This window comes from Propionibacterium sp., assembly GCF_047719395.1.
Classification (GTDB): Bacteria; Actinomycetota; Actinomycetes; order Propionibacteriales; family Propionibacteriaceae; genus Propionibacterium.
In genome coordinates this window covers 1-14,742 of record NZ_JBDNTB010000066.1, presented here as the reverse complement: position 1 = coordinate 14,742, position 14,742 = coordinate 1, and the positions used below count along the sequence as shown (strand labels likewise).

The window sequence follows — 14,742 nt, the reverse complement described above, 5'->3', positions numbered from 1 at the left end:
GCCCTACCCTCAGCAGCCCAACCAGCCGCCCAACCAACCGCCATACGGTTCACAGCAGCCCAACCAACCGCCCTACGGGTCACAGCAGCCCAACCAGCCCCAGCAACCGGCGTCTGCAGCACCGCTGAGCGAGCACAAGGGTTTCTTCAAGGCATTATTCGATTTGAGTTTCTCCCACTTCATTGCGATCCGGTTCGCCAGTGTCATATTCGTGATCGCAATCATCGTGGCCGCCCTGGAGTGGCTCTTCTGGATCATTCTGGCTGGGGTCAGTTCTCAGTCAGGGAGCAGCGGAGCACTCTTCATCATTCTTGTCATCCTGTTCGGCTGGATCCCCGCATTGGTGCAGATAATCTTCACACGAGTACTACTCGAATTCCTGATTTCATCAATCCGCACGGCACAGAACACTTCAGAACTGGTCAAGAGTTCCAGGTAGCCAGGTTGGCACATTTCCTGATGCCCACCACGCCCGATGCCAGAGCGGGTGGGCGTCAGATGATGCGCGACGGAAAGTTTGCCGATCTGGGAGTACGCCGGGCGACCCGTTGGGGAACAGTCCGATCAGCGGGGACACCTCACGTATCGCTCCAACCACTGCGGCTGACAGGTGCTGAGCACATTGGTGTCGTTCTCGCTGACGAGCACCATGAAATCGACGACCAGCTGGGCGATGTCGCCGTGCGCATCCACACCCCAACAGGCGGGATGACCACCGTCGCCATACCCGGAATCCACCGCGACACTCCGGTCACCCTCTGCGAGCGGGAACTCCCGTGCCGACGGCATCGCTGAGTCGGTGAACTGCTCATGGGCCTCCGCCCGCACCGGCCGCGGCATCGTTGGATGGGCGGTGCAATCCAGGGTGCAATTCTCCGGGAACATCTCGAGGACAACGGGGAAGAAATACTCCCGCACCTTCTCATGTCCGACATCATTGGATGGGTTTCGTGGAATAACGAGCAGCAGGGGCTCTGTGAGAGCATCATGTTCTGACTGGGCACTGCCTGGGACCGGTGCGGTGAATATGAACGCGATGTGATATGCGCCAGTGCAGTGGACATGATTCCGAATCCAGACGATACCGGCAGCCCTTTTCGAAACGGCACAAAGGTCGTCGCGGAGGGGCGGGACGATGGCACTTGCCACCTCGTGGGCCTCCGCTCGATTCCGAGTGCTGCCCACACTCGCGGGGGCTAGACGTTGAAACGGAACTCGACCACGTCGCCGTCGGCCATCACGTAGTCCTTGCCCTCGAGGCGCACCTTTCCAGCGGCCTGGCATTCCTTCATGCCACCGAGTTCGACCAGATCGTCGTAACTCACGACCTCGGCCTTGATGAAGCCCTTCTCGAAGTCGGTGTGGATCACACCGGCAGCTTGCGGGGCCGTCCAGCCCTTGTGGATTGTCCAGGCCCGGGACTCCTTCTCACCTGCGGTGAGATAGCTCTGCAGGCCGAGAGTCTCGTACCCGACCCGCGCGAGCTGGTCCAGCCCGGCCTCCTCGACACCGGAATCGGCGAGGAACTCCTTCGCCTCCTCCTCCGACATCTCGACCAGCTCGGACTCGAACTTGGCGTCCAGGAAAATCGCCTCGGCGGGCGCCACGAGTTCGCCCATCCGCTTCTTGAGGTCCTCGTCGGCCAGCTCGTCCTGGTCGCAGTTGAAGACATAGATGTACGGCTTGGCGGTGAGCAGCCACAGATCGTGCAGCGGCTCCGGATCGAGCCCGGCCTGGAAAATGCCCTTGCCCTCGCTGAGCGTGTCGAATGCCTGCTTGTAAGCCTCGAGACGAGGCCGCGACTCCTTCCTGATCGCGGCTTCCTTCTCCAGCTTGGGCAGTACTTTCTCCAGCGTCTGGAGATCTGCCAGCACCAATTCGGTGGTGATGGTGTCCAGATCAGACGCCGGATTCACATCGCCATCCACATGGCTGACATCGGCGTCCTCGAAAACGCGGGTCACCTGGCAGATCGCATCGGCCTCGCGGATATTGGCGAGAAAGGCATTGCCCATACCCTCTCCCTTGCTGGCGCCCTTCACGATGCCGGCGATGTCGACGAAGCTCACCGTGGCCGGAATCAGCTGCGCGGAGTGGAACATCTTCCCCAGCACGGGAAGACGGGAATCTGGTACCCCCACGACGCCCACATTCGGCTCGATGGTCGCGAAGGGGTAATTCGCGGCGAGCACATTGTTGCGGGTGAGTGCGTTGAACAGGGTCGACTTGCCGGCATTGGGAAGGCCGACGATTCCGATGGTGAGTGCCACGTCCCCCTAGGTTACCGTTCGCGCGTCCAACGCTGCCTCCGCCACTCAGGCGCCCTGCCAGTAGGCGGTGAGGGCTCGGCTGAGGTATTCGGGATCGGCAGTGCCGCACATCTCCCTCGCTGAATGCATCGAGAGGATGGGAATGCCCGCATCGACCGTCGGAATGCCGAGCCTGGTGGCGGTCAGCGGCCCGATGGTGGATCCGCAGGGCACGTCGTTGTTGGAGACGAACACCTGGTGAGGCACATCGGCCTCGCGGCACGCCCTCTCCCACAGTGCGGCCGTCGAGGCATCGGTGGCATAGCGCTGCTGGGCACTCACCTTGAGGACAGGCCCCTGATTCATCATCGGCCGGGACAGCGGATCGTATTTGCCGACATGGTTCGGATTGACGCTGTGCGCGGCGTCCGACGACACGCAGGAGCTTCGCGCCAGCATGGCGTACCAGGCATCACCGGTTGCCCCCAGTCCTCCAGCGATGCGCGCCAGGGTGTCGGCCAGCAGAGGTCCCTGGGCACCGGAAGTCGTCGCAGAGCCCACTTCTTCATGGTCGAAGGCGGCGAATACGGCCACGTCAGGACCAGATTCGAGCTTGGTGAGCGCATTGAGCGCAGGGAAGACCGACGAGAGATCGTCCAGCCGTGATGACGCCAAGAACTCCCCATTGTTGCCGAAGACCGCTGGTGCCTCGGTGGGATAGCTGAGCACATCCGCGAAGGCGAATACCGCAGGAGAGATGCCTGCCTGGTCGCACAGCAATGTGACGATGTCCGGTTCATCGCCCAGACCGAAGGAGGGCATCAGCTCGGCCTGCCGGTCGATGGTGAGCCGGTCGTTCACACTGCGATCCAAGTGCGGCGCGAGTTGGCTCACCCGCATGACCGGACCAGTCCGCACCAGGTGTTCGGTGCCGTCCAAGTCGACGATGCGCCCGGCCAGTCCCAGCTCACGGTCGAGGAAGCTGTTGATCAGCGGGCCGCCGTAGACCTCCATGTTGAGCTGCTGCCAGCCTGCGACCCAGAGATCGGCCTTCGGCTTCAGCTTGAGTGCAGGCGAGTCGGTGTGAGCCCCCACCACACGGAATCCCACGTTGTCAGTGAGTATTTCGGGCACGATCCACGCGACGACAGCACCGCCACGCACCAGGAAGCGTTTGCCGCCGACCCCGGACCATCGCTGTTGCTCGTCCATGTGGGTGAATCCGGCGGCGCTCAGCCGATCAGCCACTGTGGCGACCGCGTGGTAGCTGGTGGGACTCGCCGCGAGGAAGTCGATGAGCGCCGACACGAACTCGCCTGACTCTGACATGCCGCCATTCTGCCCGCCTGAACAGGTTCGGCACACCGGCGAACAGAAATGTCGGCGGGCCCTGCGAGGCTGTCCCCATGGATATCACCACGATCATCGCCGCGCTGATCCTGCTCACGGTGGGCTTCCTGCTCGGCGTAGGGATCTCGCGTCTGCTGGCACGGGCGCGGGAGGCCCATGGCCTTGCGGACCTTGCCCGCGCCCAGACCGAACGCGATGCCGCACGCAACCAGCTCAACCAGCTCCACGCCGACCGTGATGCCATGGCTCGAGAGTTCCAGCGGCTTTCTGCGCTCGCCGGGGAGCAACAGGCCCGCACCGTTGATCGCACCGCGCGTCAGCGGCTCGACGAGACCCGTGCCGTCATGGCGCCACTGGCCAAGAGCGTCACCGAGATGACCGAGCGGCTCCACCAGCTCGACCAGGACCGAGCCGCCTCCACCGCAGACCTGCACCGGCAGGTCGACAGCGTCCGGCTGAGCAACGAGAGCCTGCGCCGAGAAACAGAAGCCCTTGTCACGGCCCTGCGCAAACCCCAGGTGCGCGGCGCATGGGGCGAGACCCAGCTCAAGCGCGTGGCCGAGATCGCCGGCATGGTCGAGCGCTGCGACTTCGACACCCAAGTGGCCTATGCCACTACCGACGGCGGTTTCCGGCCCGACATGAAGGTGACCATGGCCGACCAGAAGGTCATCTTCGTGGACGCCAAGACTCCGCTCGGCAATGTGATCGACGCCTACAACAACGCTGACGGCTCCCAGCGCGACGAGCTGCTCGATCAGTACGTGAGGAATGTGGTCACCCACATCAACCAGCTCGGCTCGAAGAACTACTGGCGGCTCGACCAAGCCAGCCCGGAGATGGTGATCCTCTTCCTGCCCAGCGATGCGCTGTTGCAGATCGCGCTGGAACGCCGCCCAGATCTGCATGAGTACGCCGCTGACCACAGCATTTTCCTGGCCTCGCCGTCGATCCTCATCCCGATGCTGCGCGCCGTCCAGCACGGCTGGCGCCAAGCGGCCTTCGCCGAGTCTGCGCAGCACGTTGCTGCCCTCGGCCAGGAACTCTACGAGCGGCTCGCCACCATGGGACATCACCTCGACAAGCTCGGGCGCTCGCTGACGGGGGCCGTGAGTTCCTACAACTCCGCAGTCGGATCGCTGGAGCAGCGGGTTCTCGTCACCGCCCGCAAGTTCCACGATCTCGGCATCGTGGAGTCCGAGTTGCCGGGCCCCTCCCCCGCGGATGCCTCGTCGAGGGTCATCACCGCACCCGAATTGATCGACGATGCGTCCCGAGCAGATGACACGATCGCACGGCTGCCGGGAAGCGATGAACGGCTCAGCGCCCGGTAACCCAGTGCCCGGTGACGGGCGGGCGAGGCTGACGCCGCTCACGCACCTGCGGCGGCAGGGCAAAACTCAGCGTCTCATCGACCAGCCGGTCCTCGACGGCGGGCGGGAAACCGAGTTCCTCCAGCCGCGCCAACACCCCGTCCACCAGGACATCCGGCACTGAAGCGCCGCTCGTGACCCCCACCGAGACGACACCGTCGAACCACTGCGGATCGACCTGGCCGGAATCGTCCACCAGATGCGCGGCTCGTGCGCCATTCTCCAGCGCCACATCGACCAGTCGCACCGAGTTGGAGGAGTTCCTGGACCCGACGACGATGACCAGATCCGACTGCGCGGCGATCTGTTTGATGGCCGACTGCCGGTTCTGGGTGGCATAGCAGATGTCGTCACTGGGCGGGTCGAGAAGCTGCGGAAATCGGGCGCGCAGCTTCTCCACGATGCCGCGTGTCTCGTCCACACTCAACGTGGTCTGGCTGAGCCAGGCCAGCGGGCGCTCAGGATCCAGGGTCAGCGCGTCGACATCCTCGCCGCTCTGCACCAAGGTGATGTCGTCGGGCGCCTCACCGGTGGTCCCTTCGACCTCTTCATGCCCGGCGTGACCGATGAGCACGATCGGCACGCCCTTCGCGGCAAAACGAGCCGCCTCGTGATGCACCTTGGTGACCAAGGGGCAGGTGGCATCAATGGTGCGCAGCCGGCGGGTCGCCGCATCCTGACGAACCTCGGGTGACACACCGTGTGCGGAAAACACCACGAGTGCGCCCTGCGGAACCTCAGCCAGCTCATCGACGAAGATCGCTCCCTGTTCGGCCAGGGTCGCCACGACGTGTTCGTTGTGCACGATCTGCTTGCGCACATAGACCGGCGCACCGAAAGAGGCCAGCGCGCGCTTCACGGTGAGCACGGCACGATCGACACCGGCGCAATACCCGCGGGGCGAGGCGACAATGACGCGCCTGGTGGGCTGACTATCCGGCTCATCGGTCATGGGCCCCAGTGTAGGAGGCAGGGATCCGGCCGATTCCCGTCACGAGATCACCCACTCAGGCCGGCTGATCGGCCGTCTGGCATCAGCAGCCCACCCGTCCCAGACCCGTTGCCGGGCGCCCGTCGATGAGCAGAACCGCAACGAACAGTTCCTCTCGGCAGATTCCCGCGCATTGCTCCCGTCGCTTCGCAGCCGGAACTGTCCGAGCCTGCGGCTAGCGTGGACGCATGGTCGATGTCGCAGCCCTCCGCGCCCAGGCACCCAAGAACACTGCCGAGACACCCCAGCAGCTGGGCACCGTGGTGGCCATGCTCAAGGGCTGGGTGGAGAGATGCGGCTGGGTGTGGGTGGAGGCTCAGGTCATCGAACTGCGCCGCCGCGCAGGTGCCTCCCTGCATTTTCTCACCCTGCGCGATGTCAGCACCGAGGTATCGGCAGGCATCACCGCCACGACTGCAGTTCTCGACGAGGCTGGCCCGCTCACCGAGGGCACCACCGTGCTCGCGTGCGTGCGCCCGAGGGTCTGGAACAAGACAGCGCGACTCAGTTTCGAGTGCTGCCAGATCCGGATCAGCGGGGAGGGCGAGCTGCTCGCCCGCATCGAGAAGCTGAAACGCACATTGCAGGCCGAAGGTCTCTTCGATCCTCTCCGCAAGAAGTCATTGCCCCTCGTCCCTGGGGTTATCGGGCTGATCACCGGCGCGAACTCGGCTGCTGAACGCGATGTGCTGAGCAATACCACCCGCCGCTGGCCAGCAGCGAAATTCACCGTGCGTCATGCTCTGGTGCAGGGACCGAACAGTGTGGCCGATGTCACAGCAGCACTGGCCGAGCTCGACGCGGACCCGCAGGTCGACGTCATCGTCATCGCCCGCGGTGGCGGATCTCTGGAAGACCTGCTGCCGTTCAGCGACGAATCCTTGATCCGCGCCGTGGCTGCCGCTCACACCCCCGTGGTCAGCGCCATCGGGCACGAACCCGATACGCCGATCCTCGATCTGGTGGCCGATGTGCGCGCATCAACACCCACCGATGCAGCCAAGCGTGTGGTCCCCGACGCCGCCGAGGAACGTGCCCAGCTCACCCAGCACCTCACCCGGCTGCGCAATGCCATTGTCGGGCGGCTCAATGCCGAACAGTACGAACTGTCCCAGCTCACCAGCAGGCCCGTGCTGCGTGATGCGGGTTCGGCCCTGAACGGCCACCTGGAACAACTGGTGATGACACGCTTCCGCCTCGAGGCCGCCATCGATCACGTGCTCGCCGGTGAGAACACCGAGGTCGGCCACGCCCTTGCCAGGATCAGGGCGATGTCACCCCGGGCAACCCTCGAACGCGGTTATGCGATTCTCACCGACTCCGGCAACAACTCTGTCAGCTCGGTCACCGATGCCGAGCCGGGCGACCAGCTGATGGCCTACCTGCGAGACGGCCAACTGATCCTCGAAGTCGACGACGCAATCCCCGAAACCGGCCAGCCCGCGCAGAACTGATTCCCACTCCGAAAGGACGAACACCCATGTCAGAACCCACAAACTCAGGGCCCATCACCGGTGAGCAGCCCGATCTCCACCAGCTCAGTTACGAGCAGGCCCGCGCCGAACTCGCAGACGTCGTCCAGCGCCTGGAATCAGGCGGCGTGCCGCTTGCGGAGTCGATGCAGCTGTGGCAGCGCGGCGAAGAGCTCGCCAAGATCTGCCAAGGTTGGCTGGACGGCGCCAAAGCCACCATCGACCAGGCCCGGCAAACGCAAAGTGCCGCTGCGGCTCCCGGCGGAAACGATGCTGCCGCCCAGGACAGCTGAGTTTCCTCAGCTGCCATTGTCAGCTTTCGGTGCCCAGCAGCTCGGTGACCAGCGCGGCGATCGGGGAACGCTCCGCCCTGGTCAGCGTGACATGGGCGAACAGCGAGTGGCCCTTGAGGCGTTCCACGACGGCCGCAACGCCGTCGTGCCGCCCAACACGCAGGTTGTCGCGCTGGTCGACGTCGTGGGTGAGCACCACTCGGCTGTTCTGGCCGATACGGCTCAGCACAGTGAGAAGCACATTGCGCTCCAATGACTGGGCCTCGTCGACGATCACGAAGGCGTCGTGCAGACTGCGGCCACGGATGTGGGTCAGCGGCAGCACCTCCAACATCTCCTGGGCAATGACCTCGTCGATCACATATTTGTTGGTGACAGCGCCGAGAGTGTCGAAGACCGCCTGTCCCCAGGGGCTCATCTTCTCGTTCTCGGTTCCGGGCAGATATCCCAGTTCCTGACCTCCCACGGCGTACAACGGCCGGAAGACCATGACCTTCTGGTAGCGATGCAGTTCCATCACCTGTTCCAGGCCCGCGCACAGCGCCAGTGCCGATTTTCCCGTTCCGGCCCGCCCGCCAAGACTGATGATTCCCACCCCGGGATCCATCAGGAGATCCAGGGCCACCCGCTGCTCCGCGCTGCGTCCCCTGATTCCGAAGACCTCCAGATCGGTACGTACCAGCCGTGCCCTGCCGTCCGGCGTACGACGTGCAAGCGCCGAGCCGTTCGGCCCGTGCAGGACCAGCCCCGTGTGCACGGGCAGTTCTTCGACTCCATCAATCTGGGCCGAGCCCTTGTCGAACAGCGCACTGATCGCCTCGTCGGCCACATCGAGCTCGACCATGCCAGTCCAGCCAGCGTCAATGGCCTGGTCATTGCGGTATTCCTGGGCCTCCAGGCCCATTGCCGCGGCCTTGACCCGCATCGGCAGGTCCTTGCTCACCAGCACGACATGGCCCACCTCGTGGGAGTAGTTCAGGGCCACCGCCAGAATCCGGGTGTCATTGTCACCGAGTCGGAAGCCGGCGGGCAGCAGTTCCTGGCTGCTGTGGTTGAGCTCGACATGCATCCGCCCGCCCTGCTCGTTCACCGGGATCGGTTCGTCCAGACGGCCGTAGCGCTGGCGAAGATCGTCGAACAACCGCAACGCGCTGCGGGCGAAATAGCCGACCTCCGCGTCGTGTCTCTTGCCCTCCAGTTCGGTGATCACCACGAGGGGAACCACGACCTCGTGTTCGGCGAAGTTCAGCAACGCCCGCGGATCAGCAATGAGAACCGACGTGTCCAGCACATATGTGGTGATGACCCCCGAGCCGGTGCCGTTGGCGGGTGAAAGTGCCTCGACGGCGGCGGTCGTCTCTTCGGCGAGCACGGTGACTCCTTCTGCGCTACCGAAGCGACCTCCGCATCAGCTAGCGCGATCGGTGGCATGGGCGGGAACTGAACGCCCCCGCATTTCGACCGTAGGCGACCCGAGTCCTTTCATGCAGGCGTCCCATCCGATGCGGGCAAAGTTTCCGCACAATTAACCCTGAGCAGGCCGGCGCTTCCACTGCCAGGTACTCACCCCACCCCTCGCCGGCGAACCATCCACAATCCCGGCCGCTAGGCTGGCGGCATGGCGCACCGCGAGTTGGTGAACGAGGCATGGCGCACCGCGAGTTGGTGAACGAGGCATGGGATCGCCTGAACCCCGCCGGGCTTCTCTACTCCACCTATGAAAATCGGCTACGCGCCGAACTCGACCGGGAGCAGATGCCCAAGCACATCGCAGTGCTCGCAGACGGGAACAGGCGCTGGGCGCGCGCCAATGCGCCGGACAAGCCTCTGGCGGTCGGATACAAGGCGGGTGCCGACAAGCTGCTGGACTTCGTGGGCTGGTGCGACGAGGTGGGCACCCAGGTCGTGACGCTGTGGGTGCTGTCCACCGACAACCTGAGCCGTTCAGCCGGTGATGAGCTGCTGCCACTCATGGATGTCATCGCCCAGCTGACCCGCGATCTGGTGGCCCAGAAGGACTTCCGTGTCATGCCGGTCGGCGACCTGGATCTTCTTCCCGACTCTCTGGCCAGCACCTTGCACCAGGCCGAGCAGAGCACTCGTGAGCGGGCGGGCATGCACATCAATGTGGCTGCTGGCTACGGTGGACGCCACGAACTGCGCGATGCGGTCCGGTCCCTGCTGGCAAGTGAAGCCGCCAAGGGCACCACCTTGATGGAACTGGCCGAGACCCTGGAGGTCGACCAGATCTCCGATCATCTGTACACCAAGGGCCAGCCCGATCCGGACCTGCTCATCCGCACGTCCGGCGAACAGCGGCTCAGTGGTTTCCTGCCCTGGCAGAGCGCGCACTCAGAGCTGTACTTCTGCGAGGCGCTGTGGCCTGACTTCCGCAAGATCGACTTCTACCGGGCGCTGCGCGCCTATCAGCAGCGCGAGCGGCGCTTCGGCAAGTGAGTCAACGGTCCTCGCCCTCCGGGGAATTGGTGCCGGGCACGTTGATACCGGTCAGCGGGCGCGAAATGCGCCCGGACAACCTTGCCTGAATCACTCTGCGCCACAGCGGATCTCGCAGGGCCGCGAAGTCCGTGATCGGCTCGAAGCAGGTCTGGTTACGGCAGACATATGCCGTGGCGGAACCGCCGATGGCTTCCCGGTCTGTAAACAGTTCCCCGAAGCCTTGCTGTTCCGGTGGGCCGACCACGATCGCTGAACCCTCCGGAGCCAGCCGCCAGGCCGCCCGGGTCAGCAGCCCCGCCGGATCTGCGTCCGGGTCGACAACCACCACCTGTGCCCTGCCCATTCCGGCACGTTCGGCATCCTCGACAGCCAGGTCCAGAAGCCCCCATCCGGAGGCCAACGGGCTGATGCCCAGCACGGCCCACAGCCCCACTTCGGCCTGTCGCGCCCGTAGTGTCCAGTGCGTGTCCCCGCTGAGCAGCCCCACCAGGTGAAGCGCGAGCACCGCGATGCTGGTGGCCGAGGGCACCGCCTCGTCACCTCGGTTCGCAGGCCTTGTGTAGAGGCCGTCGGCGGCCGGGGCATCGAAAAAACCACCCACGCCGTCATCGAAAAGTGTGCAGGCGACGTCAAGGGCATGACGGGCCCGATCCAGCAATGCGGCATCCCCCGTCGCCCCGGCGAGCCGTGCGCAGCCCAGCGCGAACGCGGCCCAGTCGTCCAACATGGCCGGTGCACCACCGGCAACCCCGGCCAGTGAAGTGCGCACGGCATTTTCGCCATCGAAGCCGTGCACGACCCACAAATAGTCCACGATGCCCCTCGCCGTGTCCAGCCAGCCCGGTTCGCCGAAGACCATGGCTGCCTGCACCCAGGATTCCGCCAGCAGCCCGTTCCAGGACGCCACGACCTTGTCGTCGCGGGCAGGCGCCGGGCGTTCGTCACGGGCCTGCCGAACCCGATCGAGGATCCGCTCCAGCCTGGGCATGTCCGGATCGCCGTGCAGACGCAGCGTCGACCGGCCGTCAGGCATGTTCCCCCGCACGGTGAGATGGAAGCAGGCCTGGGCGAACAACGAGTCGCGCCGCTCGAACAGGGCATTCATCTCGGCTGGTGTCCACAGGTAGTAGCCACCCTCTTCGTGGCCACCGTGCCCATCGGGTGAATCGGCGTCCATGCTCGCCGCGAAGGCACAGCCCTGCTCGGCCTCGACCCGCATCCGGATGTCCAGCCAGCGCACGATGCCGCGCACTGCCATCTCCAGATGTTCACGAGTGGCGATGTCATCGGGATCGGTGCGACGCCATGCCCGGGAGAGGGTGCCCAGCAGCAGGGCATTGTCGTAGAGCATCTTCTCGAAGTGCGGCACACCCCACTCGGCGTCGACTGAATAGCGGTGGAAGCCCCCGCCGACGACGTCGTGGATGCCGCCGCGAATGATCCGGTCCAGGGTGACTTGCGCGGCCATCACCTGGTTGGGCTCACCGGTCACCAGAAGGGCGTCGAGCACCGGGGCCTGAGGAAACTTGGGCGCAGTTCCCCACCCTCCGTTCTCCTGGTCCATTCCTTGGGCGAGCGCGGTGAGCAGGTCGCGTGACGGCGATGGCTCAGGGACGCCCTGGTCGTCGGCCGCCGTGAGCGCCTCGACGATCTGGTCACCGGTGTGCAGCACCTCGTCGCGTCGCTGCTGCCATGCACCTGCCATCGCCTCGCACACCTGCCGGAAGCTGGGCATGCCGTCGCGTGCCTCGGGCGGGAAATAGGTACCTGCGAAGAAAGGCTTCGCATCTGGGGTGCAGAACACCGTCATCGGCCAGCCACCCTGCCCGGTCAGCGCCTGGGTGGCGGCCATGAGCACCTGGTCGACGTCCGGGTTCTCCTCGCGATCCACCTTGATGGGCACGAAGTGCTCGTTGACGAAGGCCGCGACCTCAGGTTCGGAGAAGCTCTCCGCCGCCATCACATGGCACCAGTGACACGCCGAATAGCCCACCGAGATGAGCAGTGGAAGCTGTCGGCGCCGGGCCTCCTCCAGCGCCTGGGGCCCCCACGCCCACCAGTCGATCGGGTTGTCGGCGTGCTGGCGCAGGTAGGGAGAGGTCGCCTGGGCGAGTCGGTTGGGCATGGCCCAAGCCTAGGGGCACTCAGGAGGCCAGGACGTCCTCGAACTGGGGGCGCCGGGAGTTGCTGCGCAGCCCGGTGAACAGGTCGTCCTCAGGCAGGCAGACCGGCACATCCGTGTACACCAACTGAAAATCCTCGGTCGGCCAGACCGACTTCTGGATATCCAGTGGCACGGCGAACCACTGGCCGTAGGGGTCGATCTGCGAGGCATGGGCGCGCAGCGCGTCGTCGCGGACCTCGAAGTAATCGGCGCAGTCCACCCGGGTGGTGATCCGCTGCTCGTAGTCGAAGTTGCTCCACGACGCGAGCCGGTCGGTGTAGGGCGACTTCAGGCCGCGATGGCGCATCTCCTCGTCCAGAGCGGCGTAGCGGCGGCGGTTGAAGCCCAGCTGGTAGTAGAGCTTGTCGATCCGCCAGGCAGGCCCCAGCTCAGGATGCACCGCCGGATCGGCGGCCTGACGAAGCGCGGCGAGGGTGACCCGATGGCACTGGATGTGATCAGGGTGGGGATAGCCTCCGTGCTCGTCATAGGTGGTGACCACTTGCGGGCGGAAAGCGCGGATGGCCTTGACGAGCGGCGCAGCGGCCTTCGTGGGGTCCATCAGCCCGAAGCAACCGGACGGCAGGGGCCCGGGGTGGTCGCCGTCGGGGCAACCGGAATCGACATATCCCAGACCGACCTGTTCGACGCCGAGAATCGCACGGGCCCGGCGCATCTCCTGCTCACGGATCTTGGGCATGTTCGCCCAGACCTCCGGACGATCCATCGCTGGATTGAGAACGCTTCCGCGCTCGCCACCGGTACAGGTCGCCACCATCACCCGGACACCTTCCGCGACGTACTTCGCCGTCGTCGCGGCACCCTTGCTCGACTCGTCGTCGGGATGGGCGTGCACGTGCATCAGGCGGAGGTCTTGCCCGCCCGGGATCAGATCGCTACGTGACATGGGTACCATTGTGCGCGCCCGAGGGGCCTGCGGCGAAGTCGTCCGTCAATCCGGGGCGGAATGAATCCTCAATGCCGTTCTTCCGAGATGCCGGATGGGTCCTCGTTACACTGTCACAATGACCGACAAGCAGACCGTCTGGATGACGCAGGACGCGTACGACAAACTCGCAACCGAACTCGACTATCTCAAGGGTGACGGGCGAATCGCGATCGCGAAGAAGATCGGTGCTGCAAAGGCGGAGGGCGACCTCTCCGAGAATGGCGGATATCACGCCGCCCGCGAGGAGCAGGGCCAGATGGAGTTGCGAATCCGCCAGCTGGAACAGATGTTACGCAATGTCGAGGTCGGTACGGGCGACAGCGCTTCAGATGTGGTCGCTGCTGGCTCCACCGTCACCGTGGCCTATGACGGTGATCCCGATGACACCGACGTCTTCCTGCTGGGGAGCCGCGAGATGATGGCCGTGGACGCGTCGCTGCAGACCCAGGTGTTCAGCCCGCAGTCGCCACTGGGTGCAGCTGTGGTGGGACACAAGGTGGGCGACGAGGTGCAGTACGAGGCCCCCAATGGGAAAAAACTGTCGGTGAAGATCGTCAAGATCGAAACCCTGACCGTCTGAGCGACAATCACTCTGCTTTCCGTGGGATTGCATTCCAATTTCGGGGCCAATGCACATGCGGACATGTGGTCGGCCGGATCAGATGCGTGTCGTGAAAACGATGTGATCGGGTAGGACGCTGTACCAGTCATGCCCCATGATTCCGCGCGTCATCCTCGTGCATGACGTCTTGTGATGCCACATCAGTGGGCAACAGAGTGCATGGCTTTCCGGTGATCATTTCCGGAACCCAGCTCAACGCGGCAGGATGGTCCCGTCCACCTGCAAAGGAGATTTTTCATGTCATTCCCCAAATTCGTGGCGCGCTCGATGCTGGCCTCCATGTTCGTCATCAGCGGCGTCAACGCAGTCAAGCACTCCGAAGCACTGGCACCGGCCACTGATGCCTTGCTCGCCAACCTGCCTCGTCAAATCACCGACAGCCTTCCCGACATCCCCTCCGAACAACTCGTCAAGATCAATGGCGCCACGATGACTGTCGCGGGCTCCGCGCTGGCGCTGGGCATCCTGCCGCGATTCGCCTCCCTCGTGCTGGCCGCTCAGTTGGTGCCGGTCACCGTCGCCGGGCATCGCTACTGGGAGAAGGAAGGCGGCGAGCGTCGCGGTCAACTGATTCATTTCCAGAAGAATGTCGCTCTGGTCGGTGGCCTGCTGCTGGGGGCCCTCGGCGGTGCGAAAAAGGTGAAGAAGTTCAAGAAGTGAATGACTTCTGAATCATGAAAGTGGGGGGGGGGGGGGGGGGGGGGGGGGTGGGGGGGGGCGGGGGGGGGGGCCCGCGGGGGGGGGGGGGGGGGCGGGGCGGGGGGGGGGGGGGGGGGGCGGGGGGGCGGGCGGGGGGGCGGGCGGGGGGGGGGGGGCGGG

14 protein-coding genes are annotated in these 14,742 nt (G+C 64.9%); 7 read left to right on the top strand and 7 right to left on the bottom strand.

What is annotated here, in order from left to right; genetic code table 11:
* On the top strand, positions 1–439 hold a 439-nt coding region (locus tag ABF648_RS10705; protein ID WP_415632254.1), incomplete at its 5' end, for a DUF4282 domain-containing protein.
* A gap of 125 nt (positions 440–564) precedes the next feature.
* Here the strand turns inward: ABF648_RS10705 and ABF648_RS10700 are convergent.
* From ABF648_RS10700 to ABF648_RS10690, 3 genes are all read right to left on the bottom strand, one after another.
* The gene (locus ABF648_RS10700) at positions 565–918 is read right to left on the bottom strand and encodes a hypothetical protein (RefSeq protein WP_415632253.1); all 354 of its coding nucleotides are present in this window, start codon (positions 916–918) and stop codon (positions 565–567) included.
* A gap of 278 nt (positions 919–1,196) precedes the next feature.
* Entirely contained in the window at positions 1,197–2,270 is a 1,074-nt protein-coding gene (ychF, locus tag ABF648_RS10695; protein ID WP_415632252.1) for a redox-regulated ATPase YchF, read from the bottom strand.
* 45 nt (positions 2,271–2,315) lie between these two features.
* Entirely contained in the window at positions 2,316–3,578 is a 1,263-nt protein-coding gene (locus ABF648_RS10690; RefSeq protein WP_415632251.1) for a M18 family aminopeptidase, read from the bottom strand.
* Positions 3,579–3,655: 77 nt separating this feature from the next.
* Between ABF648_RS10690 and rmuC the strand changes: the two genes are divergently transcribed.
* Positions 3,656–4,933 carry a DNA recombination protein RmuC gene (gene rmuC / locus ABF648_RS10685; protein ID WP_415632250.1) on the top strand — a complete coding sequence of 426 codons (1,278 nt, stop codon included), beginning with the start codon at positions 3,656–3,658 and terminating at the stop codon, positions 4,931–4,933.
* Here rmuC and ABF648_RS10680 read toward each other — a convergent pair.
* Positions 4,920–5,924 (bottom strand): 4-hydroxy-3-methylbut-2-enyl diphosphate reductase, encoded by a 1,005-nt coding sequence (locus ABF648_RS10680; protein WP_415632249.1) that lies wholly within the window; start codon positions 5,922–5,924, stop codon positions 4,920–4,922. The genes rmuC and ABF648_RS10680 overlap by 14 nt on opposite strands.
* A gap of 227 nt (positions 5,925–6,151) precedes the next feature.
* Between ABF648_RS10680 and xseA the strand changes: the two genes are divergently transcribed.
* Positions 6,152–7,417: an exodeoxyribonuclease VII large subunit gene (gene xseA / locus ABF648_RS10675; RefSeq protein WP_415632248.1), complete on the top strand. Its 1,266-nt coding sequence runs from the start codon at positions 6,152–6,154 to the stop codon at positions 7,415–7,417.
* Positions 7,418–7,443: 26 nt separating this feature from the next.
* Positions 7,444–7,728 (top strand): exodeoxyribonuclease VII small subunit, encoded by a 285-nt coding sequence (locus ABF648_RS10670; protein ID WP_415632247.1) that lies wholly within the window; start codon positions 7,444–7,446, stop codon positions 7,726–7,728.
* 19 nt (positions 7,729–7,747) lie between these two features.
* On the opposite strand, the gene ABF648_RS10665 is transcribed toward ABF648_RS10670, so the two are convergent.
* Positions 7,748–9,031 carry a PhoH family protein gene (locus ABF648_RS10665; RefSeq protein ID WP_415632255.1) on the bottom strand — a complete coding sequence of 428 codons (1,284 nt, stop codon included), beginning with the start codon at positions 9,029–9,031 and terminating at the stop codon, positions 7,748–7,750.
* Between the two features lie 344 nt (positions 9,032–9,375).
* Between ABF648_RS10665 and ABF648_RS10660 the strand changes: the two genes are divergently transcribed.
* Positions 9,376–10,185 carry an isoprenyl transferase gene (locus ABF648_RS10660; protein WP_415632246.1) on the top strand — a complete coding sequence of 270 codons (810 nt, stop codon included), beginning with the start codon at positions 9,376–9,378 and terminating at the stop codon, positions 10,183–10,185.
* Position 10,186: 1 nt separating this feature from the next.
* Here ABF648_RS10660 and ABF648_RS10655 read toward each other — a convergent pair whose 3' ends face one another.
* Both ABF648_RS10655 and mca read right to left on the bottom strand, forming a co-directional pair.
* Positions 10,187–12,313 carry a thioredoxin domain-containing protein gene (locus ABF648_RS10655; RefSeq protein ID WP_415632245.1) on the bottom strand — a complete coding sequence of 709 codons (2,127 nt, stop codon included), beginning with the start codon at positions 12,311–12,313 and terminating at the stop codon, positions 10,187–10,189.
* A gap of 19 nt (positions 12,314–12,332) precedes the next feature.
* On the bottom strand, positions 12,333–13,259 hold the full coding sequence (gene mca / locus ABF648_RS10650) for a mycothiol conjugate amidase Mca (RefSeq protein WP_415632244.1): 927 nt from the start codon (positions 13,257–13,259) through the stop codon (positions 12,333–12,335).
* Positions 13,260–13,377: 118 nt separating this feature from the next.
* On the opposite strand from mca, the gene greA reads away from it, so the two are divergent.
* Complete coding sequence (greA, locus tag ABF648_RS10645; RefSeq protein ID WP_415632243.1) at positions 13,378–13,881, top strand: transcription elongation factor GreA; 504 nt, start codon at positions 13,378–13,380, stop codon at positions 13,879–13,881.
* Positions 13,882–14,160: 279 nt separating this feature from the next.
* Positions 14,161–14,583: a DoxX family protein gene (locus ABF648_RS10640; protein WP_415632242.1), complete on the top strand. Its 423-nt coding sequence runs from the start codon at positions 14,161–14,163 to the stop codon at positions 14,581–14,583.
* The last annotated feature ends 159 nt before the right edge of the window (positions 14,584–14,742 follow it).

What these genes read in the sequence shown, in the direction of transcription:
- ABF648_RS10690 (WP_415632251.1), bottom strand. Translation starts at nt 3,578, where the DNA reads ATGTCAGAGTCAGGCGAGTTCGTGTCGGCGCTCATCGACTTCCTCGCG.
- rmuC (WP_415632250.1), top strand. Translation starts at nt 3,656, where the DNA reads ATGGATATCACCACGATCATCGCCGCGCTGATCCTGCTCACGGTGGGC.
- ABF648_RS10680 (WP_415632249.1), bottom strand. Translation starts at nt 5,924, where the DNA reads ATGACCGATGAGCCGGATAGTCAGCCCACCAGGCGCGTCATTGTCGCC.
- xseA (WP_415632248.1), top strand. Translation starts at nt 6,152, where the DNA reads ATGGTCGATGTCGCAGCCCTCCGCGCCCAGGCACCCAAGAACACTGCC.
- ABF648_RS10670 (WP_415632247.1), top strand. Translation starts at nt 7,444, where the DNA reads ATGTCAGAACCCACAAACTCAGGGCCCATCACCGGTGAGCAGCCCGAT.
- ABF648_RS10660 (WP_415632246.1), top strand. Translation starts at nt 9,376, where the DNA reads ATGGCGCACCGCGAGTTGGTGAACGAGGCATGGGATCGCCTGAACCCC.
- ABF648_RS10655 (WP_415632245.1), bottom strand. Translation starts at nt 12,313, where the DNA reads ATGCCCAACCGACTCGCCCAGGCGACCTCTCCCTACCTGCGCCAGCAC.
- mca (WP_415632244.1), bottom strand. Translation starts at nt 13,259, where the DNA reads ATGTCACGTAGCGATCTGATCCCGGGCGGGCAAGACCTCCGCCTGATG.
- greA (WP_415632243.1), top strand. Translation starts at nt 13,378, where the DNA reads ATGACCGACAAGCAGACCGTCTGGATGACGCAGGACGCGTACGACAAA.
- ABF648_RS10640 (WP_415632242.1), top strand. Translation starts at nt 14,161, where the DNA reads ATGTCATTCCCCAAATTCGTGGCGCGCTCGATGCTGGCCTCCATGTTC.